Here is an 18,425-nt window from a genome sequence, read left to right on the forward strand (position 1 = left end):
CGCCTGCATGAACTTCTCGTCGGGCTGCACGTCGGCATGGGTGACCTCGTGCTTGACCTTGGTGTTGTGGACGTATGCTCTGACGTGGTCGGTATATTTCTTCCAGGTGCTCTCGACCACCGACTCGTCGCGGAGGACCGAGCCGTACACGTCCGTTGCGATCTGGCTCAGGATCCATTGTTTGGCCTGCGGAAGAATCTTCTCGACGAAATGTCCCAGCTTCGCCTTGTTGATTGCGAAGGACTCCTTCAGAGCGTTCTCCATCCGCAGGTAGAGGTCCATCGGGGCAACGCAAGGGTTCTTCAGAGCGATGGAGGTGATCATCGCGGGCACGCCGTCCTCGTTCCGCAGACGGTTGATGTTGGCCTGATACTCGTTGATCTGAAAATGCTCGGTGTTCTCGAAGACGTTCTGAATGAAGCGGGGATCGAGTCCGAAAGTGCCCTCCGAGGGCTTGACGAACTCGAACTCATCGAGCACCGTTCGCGCCATGTTGTTGTCCACGCCGCTGTCGGCCCGACCGGCGTAGATGAGGGCCTTCTGGAGCAGGGTCAAGTTGGGGTTCTGTTTGGACTCGTAGAGCCGCGTCATCGCCGCCACCAGGCTCAGGAACTCCAACGCGTGAGGGGCTACATGCGCGAGATGCTTCTTGCTCGAGCTCCAGCTGCGCTGAGCGTTGGAGTAGGTGAAAGCGTAGATCTGCTCTTCGTCCTTGAAATTGACCGACAGCGGCATCTCGATGAAGGTCGTCCTGGACCGAAGAGCCTCGAAGGTCTCGTTGGCCATGAACATGTTGTACTCGTGAAAGTTCGTGTGACCGATGATGACTCCGTTGAAAGGAATGGGAGGCTGACCTTCCGGTTTGAAGAATCGGTCCTGAGTCGCGAAGAGCAGCTCATAGAGAAACCGGTCCGATAGCTTGAGGATCTCGTGAATCTCCACGAAGCCATTCGCCCCGGCGCAAAGCTCGCCCTTGTAATCATGAACCAGCGGGTGAGATTCGCTTCCGAAACGCGGTAACAGGCTGTAGTCGATGTTCCCCACGAGCGAGCCAGCCTCCTGGCTCTTCTCGTCCCGCGGCGTGTAGGAGCCGATGCCGGACTTGGTGCGCGCATCGTAGACCATTCGCCGAACCTTCAAGAAAGGCAACAGCCCGGCGAAGTCGATTCGCTTCGCCCTCATGAACTCCTGCAGAACGAAGTCCGAGAACGGTGAAATGAGACCGTCGATGGCCATGCGGAACTCGCCATCGTAGTGCGGATGCCGGTCGAGAAAGTCCTTGACCCGATCGTGCTCGACTAGACCATTCAGCCTGGCGATGAAAGCCGGCCTCAAGTTCCTCGGGATCACCTGAAGCGGCCTCTCGAAAATTGGCGCTTGCAAGTAGTAGACTCCACCCTCTTCGAAAAGAGCCTTCTCCCGTAGCCGCTCGTCGACGGTGGGTAGGAGCAGCGTGTAGGTCTTGCCTTCGTCCGACTGAGAATAGACGTTGAGCGCGGTCTTGATTCCGTCCATCGAACGCGACTTCGCGGCGCCCGGCGGACCGAGAAGAATCCACAGGCGCTTCGAAGCCTCAAGCCCGCGGCTCGCATTGTCTATCTTCTCGACGAGATTCTCTTTCGCCTTCTGCTGGCCGAAGACGACGTAGAGGCCGACGAGAGCATCGTTCTCGAAGAAGTTGTAGCGATGCCGGATCGGCTTGCCGGGGACGAGCGTTCGCTCGATACCGCTCGAGAGAAGCATGTCGTGGAGCAGCTGAAAGGTGTTACGCGTCGTCCACGGCTCGCTCTTGACGAGCTCCAGGTACTCGGGGAAGGAAAATATCTCATCCTCCACCGGTCCGGGAGCTGAGCTTCTGACGATTTCCTCGAACTCGGTCAGCATCGTGTTCCTCCAGAGGGGCGGAGCTTCTACCTACAGTTTAGATCGGGACGCAAAGGACCACCGCAGTTTCGCCCAACCGTCCGGTCGGTAGGAGCGCGGCGACCAAATTTCCGCAATTCATGAATATTCTGTTCCGAAAGTCGTCGGACTGATTGGGTTGTCGGGTCTATGAACTATTGTAACGAAGTGGCGAGATTCGGGCGAGCCCCAGCACGGCCTGCCCGCCCGAATCGCGGACGCAAGGAGAGCAATATTTTCAGGCGAGAAACGTCAGAAGCTTCCGCTGACTCCTTTGAAGCCTCTCATGGCCTGCTTGAGACCCCACCAGACCACGCGTCGGGTGTTGTAGCAGAAGCCGAGAATGTAATTGCAGGTCGAAAGGCAGTGCTTGGTGCACTCCTCCTTCATCTCGTCGAGCTGCTGATGGTCGAATTTGTGGTTTCCTACCGTGCCCCAGTCGTGAGAAGCCGAGTACATCGGAAAACAAGGGGCGAGCGTCCCGTCCACCCGAATGATCAGCATGTTGTGTCCCGCGCGACAGTTCCAACGTTGTTTGACCTCGCCACGCATGAGGTTTTTCATCTCGTGAAGGTGAGACAGCGGGTTGACGACACGCTGTCCCCCCTCGTGTCGCTCGATGATCCAGTCGAGCAGATCGTCGACTTTCTCGTAGTCCTGCGGCCGCAGATAGGTCTCGTTCTCGTCGTAGTGCTTGAAGTGGTCCTGCTCGATCATCGGCGCCTCGTTGATGTGAAAGTCGATCGAGATGTTTCGCTCCAGAGCGAGCTCGGTCAGGGCACGCACGTCGTCCATGTTGTTGCGGCAAATGTTGGTGTTGATTGCGACGGTGTATCCGTAACGGCGCTGGCGGTCGAGCAGGTACTCGAAGTTGTTGCGGATGGGAGCCAGCGCCTTGGGAAGCGACGGTCTGACCTCGATGCTGTCGACGGCGATATTCACGGTCGCGAGTCCGGAGTCGCCGAGTCGATCGATGACATCGGGACGCATGAGCCGGCCGTTGGTCGGGAGGTACACGAAGAATCCTTTCTTGGCCGCATAGTCCGTCACCTTGTGGACGAAATCGGGCCGGAGCAGAGGCTCTCCTCCCATGAGTGCCAGAACGCGGTTTCCGAGCGACTCGAGCCAATCCACCGATCGCCGCGCCGTGTCTTCGTTCATCCCCCGGACGGCGTTGTTATAGGCCCAGCAGTAATGGCAGTCCAGGTTGCACTTATAGTCGGTAAACAGGTAGGCGATGATCGGGCGAAGCTCCTTGCGATTCTTCAGTGAACGGGACTGGAAGTACGGCTTTCCCCAGGCATTCCAGGTGCGTTTTGCGTTCATGCGCTGGTATTCGGTGAGCGTGGGCTCGTTCCCGTCCAGGTACGCCCTCTGGGGGTAAACCGGCTCGGGCAGGGTGAGCCTTCCCCGGTCGTGCCGGGAAGAGGCACCGTTGTCCTTGCCGTTCGATCCGTCCATCAGGATCTCGTGCAGCTTGACATCGATGCGGTACGGGGCCGCGGAGCTCGCACTCTCCGCGGGCGCTACTTCAGTCGTATCAGACATTTACGGATCTCCATTTCGTGGTGAACTGAGCAGAGGTCTGTGGTCCAAGAAAACACATTTTAGGAGAAAATTCCTTCAAAACCAAAACTCTCCTGCTACGATCGCCGACATGGCCGTGAACCTACCCCGGCTCGTCTCCGCCTACTACGAGGAGCGGCCCGACCCGAGCATCGATTCCCAGCGGGTCGCCTTTGGCACGTCGGGCCATCGAGGCTCCGCATTGTCGCGCAGCTTCAACGAAGACCACATCCTGGCCATGACCCAGGCGATCTGCGAGTACCGGAAACACCAGGCGATCGAGGGGCCCTTGTTCCTCGGAGCCGATACGCACGCGCTTTCCGAGCCGGCGCGTGCCACGGCGCTCGAGGTCCTGGCCGGCAATCACGTCTCGGTCATGATCGACGCCGAGCTCGGATTCACCCCGACTCCGGCGATCTCCCACGCCATTCTCGGCTACAACCGCGGCCGGTCCAGCGGGCTTGCGGACGGGATCGTCATCACTCCGTCGCACAACCCGCCCGAGGACGGCGGGCTCAAGTACAACCCCACCCATGGCGGCCCGGCCGATACGGACGTGACCGGTTGGATCGAAAGTCGAGCCAACGAGATTCTCGCCGACGGGCTCTCGGGGGTCCAGCGCACGTCCTACGAGCGGGCGATGGGCGCCTCTACGACGCACCGTCACGATTTCGTCTCCTCGTACATCTCCGATCTCGAAACGGTCGTCGACATGGACAAGGTGCGCAACGTGCGCCTCGGCGTCGATCCGCTGGGAGGCGCGGGGGTGGCCTATTGGGGTCCGATAGCCGAGCGATACCGCCTCGATCGGATGGAGATCGTCGACGACCGAGTGGACCCGACGTTCGCCTTCATGCCGCCCGACTGGGACGGCAAGATCCGCATGGACTGCTCGTCGCCTCGAGCGATGGCGGGGCTCATCGCGCTCAAGGACCGATTCGACGTCGCCTTCGCCAACGACACCGACAACGATCGCCACGGTATCGTGACGAAGAGCATCGGGCTTATGAACCCGAACCACTACCTCGCCGCCGCGGTCTCGTATCTCTTCTCCCACCGGCCGGGCTTTCGGCCTTCCGCCGCAATCGGAAAAACCCTCGTCACCAGCAGCATCCTCGATCGCATCGCGGCGCATCTCGGCAGGAAGCTCGTGGAGGTGCCCGTCGGTTTCAAATGGTTCGTGCCGGGCCTTCTCGATGGTTCACTGGGCTTCGGTGGGGAAGAAAGCGCCGGCGCATCGTTCCTCCGTCGCGATGGTACCGTATGGACAACCGACAAAGACGGGATCGTCCTGGGTCTTCTCGCCGCGGAAATGACGGCGGCGACCGGTCGCGATCCCGGCGAGATCTACGATGAATTGACCCGCGAGCTGGGCGCCCCGGTCTACGAGCGCATCGACTCGAAGGCGACGCCGGCTCAGAAGGCGGTTCTCAAAAAGCTCTCCCCCGATGCCGTGAGCGCTCGAGAGCTGGCCGGTGATCCGATTCGACAGATGTTGACCGAGGCCCCCGGCAACGGGGCCGCCATCGGAGGGCTCAAGGTCGTGACGGAGCACGGCTGGTTCGCGGCGCGTCCATCCGGCACCGAGGACGTCTACAAGCTGTACGCCGAGAGCTTTCGAGACGAAGCTCACCTGCGGCGGATCCAGGAAGAGGCCCAGGCGATGCTCCGGCGCGTCCTCGACCAATGAGTCTCCACCGTCTCACCCCCCGAGTGCAGCATTATGCCTGGGGCGACGCGGAGTTCATTCCTCGCCTCATCGGCCAGGCCAACTCCCACGACCAGCCGTTTGCCGAGCTGTGGTTCGGCACCCACCCCGATTTGCCTTCACTGGTCGACGGAGCTCCACTCGGCGCCGTTCTCGAGGGAGAGCTGCCCTACTTGATGAAGGTCTTGTCGGCCGCGAGGCCGCTTTCCGTCCAGACGCACCCAACGGCGCAGCAAGCGAGGGAAGGCTTCGAGAGAGAGAACGCAGCCGGAATTCCTCTCTCCGCGCCCCAACGCAACTACCGAGATCCGCGACCGAAGCCAGAGCTCATCGTCGCCCTCACGGACTTCTACGCCCTCGTCGGATTCCGACCCCTGTCGGAGATCGCTTCGCTGTTGCGGGAGGTGCCCGAGCTGTCACGATTCGTCCCCGGGTTCGAGACGACGGCCGAAGGGCTCCGGCGGCTCTACGAGAAATTGATGACGCTCGAGAAAAACGACGTCGACGGAATTCTCGAGCCGCTTCTCGCCCGGCTGCGAGACCAGAGTTTCGAGCGCACTCACCCCGAGCACTGGCTCGTCCGCGCCGCGACGGTGTTTTCCGCAAGCGGCCATCACGACCCCGGGCTCTTCTCCGTCCTTCTGCTGAACCTCGTCCACCTCCGCCCGGAGCAAGCCCTCTTCCTCGACGCGGGAACCCTCCACGCCTACCTCGAAGGCTCCGGTATCGAGATCATGTCGAGCTCCAACAACGTTCTCCGGGGAGGGCTCACGAGCAAGCACGTCGACCTGCCCGAGCTCCAGCGAACGGTCCGCTTCGAGAGTGAGAGACCGGAAGTAAGGAACCGTCAGCGGCTCAGCGACACCGAATCGTTCTATGAAACCCCCGCCGTGGAGTTCGAGCTGCGACGCATCGACGTGATCGAGAGCCGGGCGCACGAGAACGAGCCGAGCCGTGGCCCCGAGATCCTGTTCGTCGCGGATGCCGACGGGCCGGTGACGATCTCCTCGGGAACGAAATGGCTCGAACTGGCGAAAGGCGAATCCTGCGTCGTGCTTGCCGGTGTGCCCTACGTCGTTCGCGGCAAGGGAACGCTCTTCAAGGCGCTGACACCGGAGCCCGAGCCTTTGTTCAGGGGTCGAAAGCCGGTGGAGCTGCGTTTCGGAACGAGCGGGCTGAGGGGTCTGGTTCGCGACATCACGGATCTCGAGGCTTACGTGAACACCCGGGGGTTTGTCGCTCACCTTACCGAAGGGCGGCAGATCTACAAAGGGGATCCGGTCGCCATCGCGTCCGATTTGAGACCGTCGAGTGCGCGCATCGAGCAAGCCGTCTCTCGCGCTCTCGTCGACGCCGGCTTCAGGGTCGAGAACCTGGGGAGCCTACCCACCCCGGCGTTGACGTTCTATGCGATCCAAAAGGGTCGCGCCCACATCATGGTCACCGGCAGCCACATCCCCTTCGACCGCAACGGCATCAAGTTCGGTAAGCCATCGGGCGAGGTGCTCAAGGAGGACGAAGATCTCATTCTAAGAGCGGTCTCCCGGGCCCGCCGCATCGAATACCGAAGGCCCGAGAACGAATCCCCGTTCGCGGACGATGGATCCTTCAAGCCGAGACGACGCCCTTCGCTTCCCCGACCGGTGGATGAAGGCGCGAGCACCTACTCGAGAAGGTATCTGGATTTCTTCCCGCAAAACGGCCTCTCCGGACGGCGGGTCGCGGTGTTCCAGCACTCTGCCGTCGGGCGCGATCTGCTGGTGGAGCTGCTGCGACGACTCGGCGCGGAAGTGCGAGCGGTCCGAAGAAGCGACGCCTTCGTTCCTATCGACACCGAGGACATCACCGAGGAGCGGCTTCGCGAGCTGCAGGAGATCGGGAACGAAAGCCCGGTGGATGCCATCGTTTCGACGGATGGAGACAGCGATCGTCCGCTCATCGCCGGTGTGGAGCCTGACGGGCGCGTGCGCTTCTTCGGCGGGGATCTCGTCGGAATTCTGGTTGCCGATTTCTTGCGGGCGGACGCCGTTGCCGTACCGGTGAGCGTGAACGATGCGGTCGATATCTGGTTCGAGGCGCGCGGCGTTCCGGTTACCAAGACGAAGATTGGATCGCCTTATGTGGTGAAGGCGATGGAAGAGCTTCGCGAGTCGGGTGGTTACCGCCGCGTCGTGGGGTGGGAGGCGAATGGGGGCTTCATGATTGGCTCGCCAATCGAAGAAGATGGCAAGCGTCTCGAGGCGCTGCCGTCGCGGGATGCCGTGCTCCCCATCCTGGCGATCCTGCACGCGGCTCGGGAACGAGATGAGAGCCTCGTCGAGCTCTTCGCACAACTTCCCCGGCGTTTCAGCAAGGCGGGACTTCTCGACGAGTTTCCTCAGGACACGAGCCGGGCCGTCTTGGAGCACTTCTCTTCCCTCGAGGGCGAGACGCAGCTCGACCGCTTCTTTTCATCCGAGCTCGGCTTCGATGGGGTCGACCGGATCGACCGGCTCGATGGACTCAGGCTTCATTTTCACAACGGGGATATCGCCCACATTCGGCCTTCGGGCAACGCCCCTCAGCTTCGTATCTATGCCGTCGCCGCAAGCCAAGAGCGCGCCGATGAAATCGTCCACTTGGCGCTTCGCGAGCCAGACGGTATCCTGCGAAAGCTCGCGAACGCCGTTTCGAGTTAGCATCACCCGCCGGCGAAGGAGAAACCATGCGCTTTCGGACGAAACAGATTCACGCAGGGGTCGAGCCAGATCCGACGACCGGCTCGATTCTGACCCCAATCTACCAGTCGACGACCTTCGTGCAACGCTCGGTCGACGAGTACCTCTCGAAGGGCTATTCCTACTCCCGCTCGGGGAATCCGACGGTCAGAGCTCTCGAAAAGAAACTCGCCGCGCTCGAAGGGGGCGCCGACTGCTCCTGTTTCGCCACGGGAATGGCCGCCATCCAGGCCGTTGTTCTCGCCTTCCTGAACGCGGGCGACCATGCGATCGTTTCCGATGTCGCTTACGGAGGTACCTATCGCCTCTGCACGAAAATCTTTCAGCGCTTCGGCGTGAGCTTCACCTTCGCGGATACGTCGAGGCCCGAGGACGTCAGCGCCGCCATCAGGGACGAGACGAAGCTCATTCTCACGGAAACGCCGGCAAACCCAACTCTGAAGCTCACCGACATCGCCGCCGTTTCCGAGATCGCGCGGAAGCGCGGAATTCCTCATGCCGTGGACAACACGTTCTTGACGCCCTACTACCAGAAACCTCTACAGCTCGGCGCCGAGCTCGTCGTACACAGCACGACGAAGTATCTCGACGGCCACAACGCCACGGTCGGAGGCGCGGTCGTGAGTCGGACGGCCAAGCTCGACGAGCAGGTCCGCTTCGTGCAGAACGCGACGGGCACGATTCTGTCCCCCCAGGTGGCCTGGCTGACGCTCCAAGGAGTCAAAACCCTGAGCATCCGGATGGACGCTCAGTCGGAGACCGCCATGGCGATCGCGCGTTTTCTCGAATCGAACGCCAAGGTGGAGAGCGTCTGCTACCCCGGTCTTTCGTCCCACCCCCAGCACGACCTTGCCAAGGGTCAGGCCACGGGGTTCGGCGCGATGCTGTGGTTCGAGTTGAAAGGCGGCCTCGCCGCCGGCAAGAAGCTCATGGACGCCGTCGAGCTATGGAGCCTGGCGGAGAACCTGGGCTCCGTCGAGTCGCTCGTAACCCATCCGGTGACGATGACGCATGCCGACGTCGACGAGGCCGAGCGGAAGCGGGTTGGGATTACCGACGGCCTGGTGAGGCTTTCGGTGGGGCTTGAGGACGGAGTGGATTTGATCGCCGATCTCGCTCAGGCGCTCGACAAGATATAGCGTCCATGGAACAAAACCGGCCATCACCCGGCTCTACGGGCGTGGCCAATTTGACCTGCGTCCTTTTCTGATTGACATCAAGACGGAAAGTCGTTATAAAGATCGCTGAGGCTTTGCTTCCCTGGGAAGCGAGGATCTTCCCCACCCTTCCTAGCTCACGCCCACCAAGCAGGCCTTGCATCGAGCTAGTGCAGCACCTCCCCGTTGCAGTGGCTGTTTAGCGTGGACGTTCTCACGTGGATTCTCCAACGCAGGAGGGTCCCTTTTCGCTAGGAGCGGTCCGCTCGGAGGGACCGCGGGACGAGACCTAGGAACTTCTAACCATGAAGACAACGAATCAACTTTCCTCATTTCGCATCATCGGTCGGGGGACGCGCCTCGTCTTTTCACTAGCGCTCCTCCTCGTCATCGCCCTCCCGCGGACGAGCCCAGCCCAGGGTGAGTCCGATTGGAGGCTGGTCCGCACCGTCGGAGAAGAAGAGCTCGCTGGCTCGAAGGTTGCCGGATCGGCGTTCTCTCCTAGAGGCAACACGTTCTTCATGGTCCGCGCCGGGGAATCGGATTCCCGGAGCGCCGTTTCTGACATCCTCACCTTCTCTTCGACGGGTGAGCGCCGAGACCTGCTGCGCTTCGCCGATCGCATCGACCCGATCAACGTCGCCGTCGACGGTCGAGCCAGCCGGATGTTGGCTTATCTCTCGGGTGGACGGCAGTGGATCGAGCTCTCGATACGAGCGGACGGAACGCTCGATCGGGATTCCGCCCGACGTTCCGACGCGACGGCACTCGGAGTCGAGGACGCGAGAGGCCTCGCGGTCGATGCCCACACCGGAGACATCTACCTGCTCGATGCCACCCGAGCTCGAATCGTGCGCGCCCGGCGCTTCGCCGACGGCAGCCTGGAGTTCAGCGCGATTTCCGAGATCGATCTCGGCCGTGCGGGACTCGACGATGCTCGAGGTCTGGCAGTCGACCCGGAGAGCGGCAACCTTCACGTCGCGAGCATCTCGCGGCAGCGAATGTTCGAGCTGAGCGCGAGCGGCCGGGTCGTGGCCTATCGCGACATTTCCTCTCTCAGGCTCAGCGCCATCCATGGCTTGAGCTTCGCGCCGAGCGGTGACACGACCGATGACCCATCGCGGATGAGCCTGTATGTATCCGCTTCCAGCTCGGGACGCGCGGGTGAAGAAATTTTCGAGTTGTCGTTTCATCCGGCTCCGCCGGCAATGCTGCCGTCGACCACCGCGACCCTCGTCCAGACCATCGACACTTCGCAGTTCGGGCCTCCGAGCCCCGATCCGTCGGGCCTGGCTTACTACGACGGCTCGGGCAACTTGTTCATCGCCGACTCCGAGGTCAACGAGATGGCAATCTACGCCGACGCCAACGTCTTCGAGGCGACCACGGCGGGCAGCCTGGTCGACACGTTCAACACGTTGTCGTTCTCTGACGAGCCGACGGGAGTCACCTATAATCCCGACACCGGGCATCTCTTTTTTACCGACGACAATCTGGTCCAGGTGTGGGAGCTCGCACCCGGAACCGATGGCATGTTCGGCACCGTCGATGACATTGTGGCGGGAGACTTCGACACCGGCGTCTTCGGAAGCAACGACCCCGAAGGCATCGCCTACGACACGACGCAGGGCGTTCTCTTCGTCGCCGACAGTTTGAGCTCCGAAATCTATCGCGTGAGCCCCGGCGTCAACGGATTGTTCGACGGCGTACCCGCCGTGGGCGGCGACGACGTGGTGACGAGCTTCGACACCGAGGTCTTCGGCATCACCGTCCCCGAGGGCATCGCCTTCGACCACTTGCGAAATCATCTCTACATCGTGGGGGAGCCGGAGCACCTGGTGGCCCAGGTAACCGTCGACGGCACGCTCCTACGCATGATCGACATCTCCTCGGCCGTGCCGAACCGACCGTCCGGTCTTGTTTACGCACCCAGCAGTCAAGACGCGCTGATCTTCAATCTCTACGTGGCCGACCGGGGCGTGGACAACAACGTCAACCCCAACGAGAACGACGGCAAGATCTTCGAAATGTCTCTTCCCCCCTTGACGCCGGGCAACAATCCTCCGAGCGTCTCCGCCGGTCCGGACCAGGCCGTCACGTTGGCGGCCTCCGCTCTATTGAACGGAACGGTTTCCGACGACGGCCTTCCGAGTCCACCCACCCTGGTGACGTTCTGGACGCTTCTCAGCGGCCCCGGACTGGCGGTCCTCGACGACCCCGCGGCGGTCGATACGCTCGTCAGCTTCTTCGAGCCGGGCACGTACACGTTCCGCCTGACGGCGCATGACGGACAGCTCGTGGCTAGCGACGAGGTCACGCTCACCGTGACCGGGACGGTCGATACTTCGGTAGCCAACTCTCAGGTCGCGGCGCTGTCCGACGACGCCGAGGAGCTCGTCGAGGGAGGGTTCGTGACATTGAACAGCGCCGATCTCCAAATGACGTCGGCGCAGGCTTTCGTCCAGGTCGTTGGACTTCGATTCAACGGCGTCACCGTGCCGCAGGGCTCGAAGATTCTTGGAGCCTACGTACAGTTTCATGCCGACGAGGCGCACGGAGGGCCAACCGCACTCGTCATCGAGGGACAGGCCGCCGATAATGCGGCGACCTTCGTCCTGTCCAACGGGAACATCTCGCAACGGCCGCGAACCGCGTCGGCGATGAGCTGGTCCCCGCCGCCCTGGGATACGGTGGGGCAAGCCGGCGCCGGCGAGCGCACTCCCAACCTGGCCCCGATCATTCAAGAGATCGTGGACCGAGGGGGTTGGACGAGTGGAAATTCTCTCGCGTTGATCCTCAGCGGTACCGGTCTGCGGACCGCGGTGTCCTTCGAAGGGAATCCAAGCCAGGCCCCGTCGCTGCACATCAACTACCTCCCCCCAGAGTTCGCCGGCGATGCCACGGTGTCCAACGACGTGGTCACGACTGACCGCCTCGTGTGGGCCTGCGGCACGCTCAGCGTCGGGCCTGATTACACGATCATGGCTCCGGCTTCCGTCGTTTTCCGCGCCGGACACGCCGTGACGCTGAATGACGGCGTTTCCGTCGAAACTGGAGCCACGTTGACCGTCCAGCTCGATCTGCGCTGCGCGGTGAACCAGACGCCCGTGGTGACGATACAGAATCCGACCGATGGGGCGAGCTTCGCCGTGGGAGCCAACATCCAGTTCACCGGCGCGGCCGTGGATGCGGAGGAGGGGAACCTCGCGGCGAACCTCGTCTGGACTTCTGATGTGGACGGAAACATCGGGACCGGCGCATCGTTCTCGACGAGCACGCTATCCCTCGGTTTCCATTCGATCACCGCATCGGTAATGGACAGTGGAGGCCTCATCGGGTCGGATGCCATCACCATCAAAGTCGGAAACTTCGCGCCGACGGCGACGATCACGGCGCCCGCCGACGGGTCCTTCTTTAACGAAAGCGACACGATTCTGTTCACCGGAACCGCCAACGACACGGAGGATGGTGACCTCACGGCGAGTCTCGGGTGGACCTCGAGCATCGATGGGCTCATCGGCAACGGGGGCTCTTTCAGCACCTCTGCCCTATCCACGGGCGTCCATACCGTCACCGCCTCGGTTACGGACAGCGGCGGCCTCGACGGGACCGATCAAATCATCATCTCGGTCGTGCCGCCGGGCGAGACCCCGCCGGTCGTTACCATCGCATCGCCGGGCGACGGAGGGTACTTCAACTCGGGTGATATGATCACGTTCAACGGTACGGCGATCGACACACAGGACGGGCCCATATCCGGCAATCTGAGCTGGAGCTCCAACCTCGACGGAGACCTGGGGACCGGAGCGAGCTTCCAGTTGACGACCCTTTCCGTAGGGGTGCACGTCGTCACCGCCACCGTTGAGGACTCCGTGTTGCTCACCGGAGAAGACCATGTCGTCATCATCGTGGGGGACACCGACCCACCAGTGCTCGTGGGCGCGGGCGACGTTTCCGACTGCTTGGACAACGATGACGAAAAGACGGCTCAGCTTCTCGACAGTATCTCGGGAACGGTGTTCACGACGGGCGACAATGCCTTCAGTACCGGCAGCGCCTCCGAGTTCACCACCTGTTACGATCCCGTGTGGGGCCGCCACAAGTCGCGAACCCGTCCCTCGATCGGCACGAACGAGTACAACACCCCTGGGGCAACGGGCTACTTCAACTACTTCGGCGCGGCCGCCGGCGAACCAGCAACCGGCTATTACAGCTACGAGCTGGGTGCGTGGCACGTCATCGTGCTCAACAGCGTCTGCAACCGGGTCGGAGGCTGCGGTCTCAACTCGCCTCAAGGGCTGTGGCTCAAAGACGACCTCGAGGCTAACTCGAATGCCTGCACCGTGGCCTACTGGCACCACCCGCGGTTCAGCTCGGGTGAGCTCGTCGATCGAGACAGCGTGCTGGATTTCTGGCGCCTGCTCTACGACTACGGTGCCGACGTCGTCGTGAACGGCAACGATCAAATCTACGAAAGGCTGGCGCCTCAGGATCCGGGCGGGATCGCCGATTCCACGGGAATTCGCGAGTTCGTCGTGGGAACTGGAGGAAGGTTCCACGCCGCCTTCCTGGATAACCAGGCGAACAGCCAGGTGCGAGACAACACCGCCTATGGAGTTCTCAAGCTGACGCTCAACCCCGCGAGCTACGACTGGGAGTTCGTACCCGAAGCGGGCCAGGCGTTTACCGACTCCGGTAACACGGCCTGCAACCCCACGACCAACCGGGTCCCGATGGTGACGATCACCTCGCCGCTGGACAACTCCAACTTCGGATTCGGCGTAGAAGTGACGTTCGAGGGCACCGCGATGGACTGGCTCGACGGAGACCTTTCCTCGAGCATCGAATGGAGCTCGGATTTGGACGGCGTCCTCGGAATGGGAAGCTCGCTCGCCACGTCTTCACTCACCGTGGGTACGCATACGATCACGGCAACGGCTACCGACATGCGTGGTGGGATGGGCTCGCACTCCATTACCATCAACATCAATTGAGGCAACCTACGTAGACTAGGCGAGTTTCGAAGGCCCTCGCTCGGAGCGTTACAGCGTCCGAGCGAGGGCCGCTCGCTTTTTATTCGGGGCGAAGCGTCTGGATGGGGTCGATCCGGGCGGCACGCAAGCTGGGAGCGAGCGTGGCAATCAAAGCGGCGAGCGCGAGCGCGACGGCGACCGAAACGTAGACCGCCGGATCGCTGGGGGTCGTTCCAAACAGGAGACTCGCCACGAACCGTCCCAGTGCGAGCGCTCCGATGACACCCAGGAGCAGGCCGAGCACCACCGGTCTCATCGTCTCTCCCACGAGCATCCCGATGACGTCCCCTGCCCTCGCGCCCAGGGCCATTCGGATACCGATCTCCTGCTCGCGCTGGCTGACGACGAGGCGCATCACCGAGTACACGCCCACGAGAGCGAGTCCGAGGGCAACGGCGGCGAAAAGACCGACCACGATCGTGCGGAAACGGGGCGAGGCGACCGCGGCGTCGAGAACGTCATCGAGTGGGCGAATGGAATAGAGTGGGATCTGGTCATCCATTCGAGCGAGCTCCGCTCGTACGGCTCCCGCCACCGTTTCGGCCTCGAGAGACGTTCTCAGAACGAGGGTCATGGTGTGAAACGACGGCTGATGTGGCTGAGGCGTGTAGAACATCGGGATAACGCCCTCGTCCAGACCCAGGTGTTTGACGTTTCCCACGATGCCCACGATCTCCCGCGACCCGGCGCCGCCGACCTCGAGGCTCAGCTCGTCCGGGATCCCGCGGTTGTAAGTGATGCGCTTTCCCACCGGATCTTCGTTCGGCCAGAACCTCTCCGCCATGGCCTCGCTGATGATCACGACGCCGGGCGATTCCACCCGATCGCGCTCGTCGAAAAGACGTCCGCGAAGCAGAGGCACGCCCAACGCATCGAAGTAGCCGGCGCTCACCGAGCGCGCTTCCGCCGAGGGATTCTCTCCTCGGGGAACGGGCCGATCGTCGATCTGGAAGCCGTCCTGGGAGTAGTTGTTGGTGAGCGGCAGGATATTGATGGCTCCCACCGAGGTGAGGCCGGGAAGCGAGCGCAGACGCTCGTAGAGCTCCTCGTAGAAGGGAATCTGCTCGCCCTCCTCGTAGCGAGCGAGAGGCAGTGAGACCGACATGGTCAAGACACGGTCGGCTCGAAAACCGGGCGCGACACTCCGTAGCTGGGTGAGGCTCTTGACGAACAGCCCGGCTCCCACGAGCAGGACCACGGAAATCGCGATCTCCGCGGCGATCAAGACGCGTCTCGATCCCCTTCTCGCACTCGCGCCCCTCGTTGCCCTCTCGGCGACCAGACCTCCCAGGTTCTGATTGGAGAGCGAGAGCGCGGGCACGAGCCCGAAGACGAGCGACGTCAGCGACGCAACCAGGAACGTGAATACGAACACCCAGGTGTCGAAACTAAGCTCCCCCGCTCGGGGAATGGACCGCCCGGTGATGAGACCCCTCGTCCCGTAGGCGAGGAGAAGACCCAGAGCGGCTCCGGCGAAGGCGAGGAGAATGCTCTCGATGACGAGCGCTCGAACGAGGCGAAACCGAGAAGCGCCCAGGGCCGCGTGGATGGCAAGCGCATGTCGACGTTTGGCTCCGTGAGCGAGCTGCAGGTTGGCGAGATTCACGCAGGCGATGAGAAGCACCGCGCCGACCGCGCCGAACAGAACGAGCAGGCCGGCGCGCGCATCGCTGACGATGGATTCCTTCAAGGATTCGAGGTGAACGCCTCGGTGGATGTTCGATTCAGGGTAGGTTTCTTCGAGCCGAGCGGCAATCGATTCGAGCTCGGCTCGGGCCTCGTCGAGCGAGCGACCTTCCCCCAGTCGACCCACAGCCCGAACGAACCGGCCGTCGCGCGAAAGATCGCTTCGGTCGAACTGGTAGAGCGTGTACAGAGCGGGCTCGCGCTCCGGATTCGGCTCGGGGTGGGTATAACCTTGCGGTAGCACCCCGACGATCTCGTGAGAAACGGCGTTGACGGTGAGACTCTCCCCCACCACGTCGAATCGACCGCCGAACTGACGCTGCCAGAACGCGTGGGTCAAGACGACGGTCGGTGGTGCATCCTTCTGATCGTCCTCTTCGGTGAACAGGCGGCCGATGACTGGCTTTACCCCGAGCGTTTCGAAGAATCCGGCGGTCACGGTCGTACCCCCGACGCGCTCGGGCTCGAGCTCACCGGTTACGGTGAAGAATCCGACCCAACCATGAGCGCCCATCGATTCCATCGTTCGGCTTGCCGCAGCGAGATCGTAGAAGTCGGCAGGGGAAAGATTGCGCAGGACGCCCGTTTCGAGATCCCTCCCCCGAATCTTGACGAGGCTCTCCGGTTCCGGGTAGTCCAGGGGCCGCAAGAGCACGGCATTGACGAGACTGAAGATCGATGTGTTGGCCCCGATCGCCACCGCCAGGGTGAAAACGGCGACGAGAGCCAAGAGCGGCTGCTTCGCGAACCCTCGGAGGGCCAGAGCGAGGTCTCGTCTCAACATCCTATTCCTCCTTGGGTTCCCGGGATGGAGGCGGCGCGAAAGGCGGGCATCGGCAAAGGCGCCGATGGACGTGCGAACGAGTCTCCACCGGCCGTATGTGTCCCGCGCGTGCCAGAGCTCGGCGCGCCATTCCTCGCGAAAACGATCTCGCCGGGGAGCCGGCACGATCGCGCTCGCCGCATCGATAAGGCGAAGGGCGATCGCATGCGCGAATCGTCGGCTCATGAATTGGACTCGGGCTCCAAGGCGGGCAGTTTATCGGGCAAGAGGCGACTTTCGCCGTAGCGCTCGAGAGCGGCGCCGAGCGCCTTCCGGCCCGCGGCGGTGAGCTCGTAGTAGCGTCGAGCCGGCCGGCCCTCCCGCGCCGCGCTTCTTCCATCCTCCCACCGCGAGCGCACCAGCCGTTCCACTTCGAAACGCCGGAGAATGGGATAGGTCGTGCCGCTCGGGAGGCCGGTGAAGTCCATGATGTCGAAACCGTAACCGACGCCTCGAGCGAGCGCCTGCAGCACGAGAGCCCCCTGGTACGTCAGTCTCACCAGCGCATGCTATATCGTTCTCTACATAGGATCAAGATAGCTACGTCCGAAGGAGCGACTAGAAGAGCAAGGTGGCGGCGCGACTGCGACCCGCTTAGCCGGCTCGTCGAGGGAGAAACACCTCGGCGAGCATGCAGCGCACGCTGCCTCCACCGGAGTCCTCGATCACCGGAATCGGGCTCGCGACGAGCCTTCCGTATCGTTCGAGCGCTTTCTTCTGCGAAGGGCGCAGAGCGGCGAGGGCCCGATCGGAGAGGGCGAAGAGGGGCTCGCCCTCGAGATCCTGAAGCTCGAGGGTGTTTCCCACGAACGCGTGGAGCTGCTCCATGGAGATGTCGAGGATTTCCAGTCCGGTGCTCTCGAGCGACGAGAAAACCGCGCGACGTTCTCCCAGGTCGGGAATCGCGGCGCCGCAAACGATCGCGATCCGGGTTCCAACGGACAGAAGCACGTTGGTGTGGTAAATCGGGTCACCTTCGGCATCTGAGGTGCGGAACGACACGACGGAAAACGCGAATCTGCTTGCGAATGCTTCGAGTAGAGCCGGCGTGGTGCGTGCCGATATTCCTGCGTAGGCGATACGATTTACCCGGTCGAGGACCATGCTCCCCGTCCCTTCGAGGAAACGACCGACTTGCTCGTGGTGCGTCAGATCCACGACCTCGACGAGATCGAACCCCTTCTCATCTCGGAGCCAGTCCAGAATATCGTGGCGCCGCTCCCGCCGCCGGGTCGGAGGCTCCATCGGGTACAAGACGACGCGGCCGTCTTCGTGAAACGAGACCCAGTTGTTGGGGAAAATCGAATCAGGAGTCTCGGACTCCGGAAGGTCTTGGCGCACGAGGACTTCCACGGAAGCCCGCTCGAGCGTCTCGACCAGCCCGCGAAACTCTTTGAGGGCCAGAGGCTGAACGTTTTGGGCTGCCTCGGGCGCCCTCATGAATCGGTTCGTCCTGGCGGTCTCGGCGCTGAAACGAAACCCCACGGGCTCGATCATCAGAACGCCCGAGGCGGCCTGGCGCATGAATCAAGATAGCATCCCGCTCCCCGAAGCGTGTCGACTCGATTCTTATTTGTTGGCCTCCTTGGCGAGCTCCTTTTCGAGCTCCTCCAGTCTCCTCTCGACCTCTTTCATCCGCTCCTCGACCCGAGACAAATCCAGGGTCTGAATCCTCTCGAGCTTCTCTTTCCAGGCTCCGCTCTCGAAGCGCTCCGAAAGCTCGCGCATGGCGTTCTGGAAGGCCTCCATCGCCTCGGGGTCGAGTCGCATCCCCGGCAGCGACCAGGTAACGTCGGAATCGGGAAGCTCGTGCCGGTCGAGAAGGAGAGGGTA

At 62.4% G+C, this 18,425-nt stretch carries 10 protein-coding genes; 4 read left to right on the forward strand and 6 right to left on the reverse strand.

Annotation, left to right across the window (positions count from 1 at the left end):
- Nucleotides 1-1,884 (reverse strand): hypothetical protein (locus tag VEK15_22765; protein ID HXV63542.1); only part of this gene is annotated, 1,884 nt, incomplete at its 3' end.
- A gap of 270 nt (nucleotides 1,885-2,154) precedes the next feature.
- The gene (locus VEK15_22770; GenBank protein ID HXV63543.1) at nucleotides 2,155-3,450 is read right to left on the reverse strand and encodes a radical SAM protein; all 1,296 of its coding nucleotides are present in this window, start codon (nucleotides 3,448-3,450) and stop codon (nucleotides 2,155-2,157) included.
- Nucleotides 3,451-3,559: 109 nt separating this feature from the next.
- Here VEK15_22770 and pgm point away from each other — a divergent pair, with 109 nt between their 5' ends.
- The 4 genes from pgm (at nucleotide 3,560) to VEK15_22790 (ending at nucleotide 14,044) form a co-directional block, all read left to right on the forward strand.
- The gene (gene pgm, locus VEK15_22775; protein ID HXV63544.1) at nucleotides 3,560-5,158 is read left to right on the forward strand and encodes a phosphoglucomutase (alpha-D-glucose-1,6-bisphosphate-dependent); all 1,599 of its coding nucleotides are present in this window, start codon (nucleotides 3,560-3,562) and stop codon (nucleotides 5,156-5,158) included.
- Entirely contained in the window at nucleotides 5,155-7,854 is a 2,700-nt protein-coding gene (gene manA, locus VEK15_22780; GenBank protein ID HXV63545.1) for a mannose-6-phosphate isomerase, class I, read from the forward strand. The genes pgm and manA overlap by 4 nt, the downstream gene beginning before the upstream one ends.
- A gap of 26 nt (nucleotides 7,855-7,880) precedes the next feature.
- Complete coding sequence (locus tag VEK15_22785; protein ID HXV63546.1) at nucleotides 7,881-9,032, forward strand: PLP-dependent aspartate aminotransferase family protein; 1,152 nt, start codon at nucleotides 7,881-7,883, stop codon at nucleotides 9,030-9,032.
- 323 nt (nucleotides 9,033-9,355) lie between these two features.
- Nucleotides 9,356-14,044 (forward strand): hypothetical protein, encoded by a 4,689-nt coding sequence (locus VEK15_22790; protein ID HXV63547.1) that lies wholly within the window; start codon nucleotides 9,356-9,358, stop codon nucleotides 14,042-14,044.
- 79 nt (nucleotides 14,045-14,123) lie between these two features.
- On the opposite strand, the gene VEK15_22795 is transcribed toward VEK15_22790, so the two are convergent.
- From VEK15_22795 to VEK15_22810, 4 genes are all read right to left on the reverse strand, one after another.
- Entirely contained in the window at nucleotides 14,124-16,778 is a 2,655-nt protein-coding gene (locus VEK15_22795) for an ABC transporter permease (protein HXV63548.1), read from the reverse strand.
- Nucleotides 16,775-17,092 (reverse strand): helix-turn-helix transcriptional regulator, encoded by a 318-nt coding sequence (locus VEK15_22800; protein HXV63549.1) that lies wholly within the window; start codon nucleotides 17,090-17,092, stop codon nucleotides 16,775-16,777. The genes VEK15_22795 and VEK15_22800 overlap by 4 nt, the downstream gene beginning before the upstream one ends.
- Nucleotides 17,093-17,186: 94 nt before the next feature.
- Entirely contained in the window at nucleotides 17,187-18,116 is a 930-nt protein-coding gene (locus tag VEK15_22805) for an arginine deiminase-related protein (GenBank protein HXV63550.1), read from the reverse strand.
- Nucleotides 18,117-18,161: 45 nt separating this feature from the next.
- On the reverse strand, nucleotides 18,162-18,425 hold a 264-nt coding region (locus VEK15_22810), incomplete at its 5' end, for a hypothetical protein (protein HXV63551.1).

The organism is Vicinamibacteria bacterium, assembly GCA_035620555.1.
GTDB lineage: Bacteria > Acidobacteriota > Vicinamibacteria > Marinacidobacterales > SMYC01 > DASPGQ01.

What these genes read in the sequence shown, in the direction of transcription:
- VEK15_22770 (HXV63543.1), bottom strand. Translation starts at nt 3,450, where the DNA reads ATGTCTGATACGACTGAAGTAGCGCCCGCGGAGAGTGCGAGCTCCGCG.
- pgm (HXV63544.1), top strand. Translation starts at nt 3,560, where the DNA reads ATGGCCGTGAACCTACCCCGGCTCGTCTCCGCCTACTACGAGGAGCGG.
- manA (HXV63545.1), top strand. Translation starts at nt 5,155, where the DNA reads ATGAGTCTCCACCGTCTCACCCCCCGAGTGCAGCATTATGCCTGGGGC.
- VEK15_22785 (HXV63546.1), top strand. Translation starts at nt 7,881, where the DNA reads ATGCGCTTTCGGACGAAACAGATTCACGCAGGGGTCGAGCCAGATCCG.
- VEK15_22790 (HXV63547.1), top strand. Translation starts at nt 9,356, where the DNA reads ATGAAGACAACGAATCAACTTTCCTCATTTCGCATCATCGGTCGGGGG.
- VEK15_22795 (HXV63548.1), bottom strand. Translation starts at nt 16,778, where the DNA reads ATGAGCCGACGATTCGCGCATGCGATCGCCCTTCGCCTTATCGATGCG.
- VEK15_22805 (HXV63550.1), bottom strand. Translation starts at nt 18,116, where the DNA reads ATGCGCCAGGCCGCCTCGGGCGTTCTGATGATCGAGCCCGTGGGGTTT.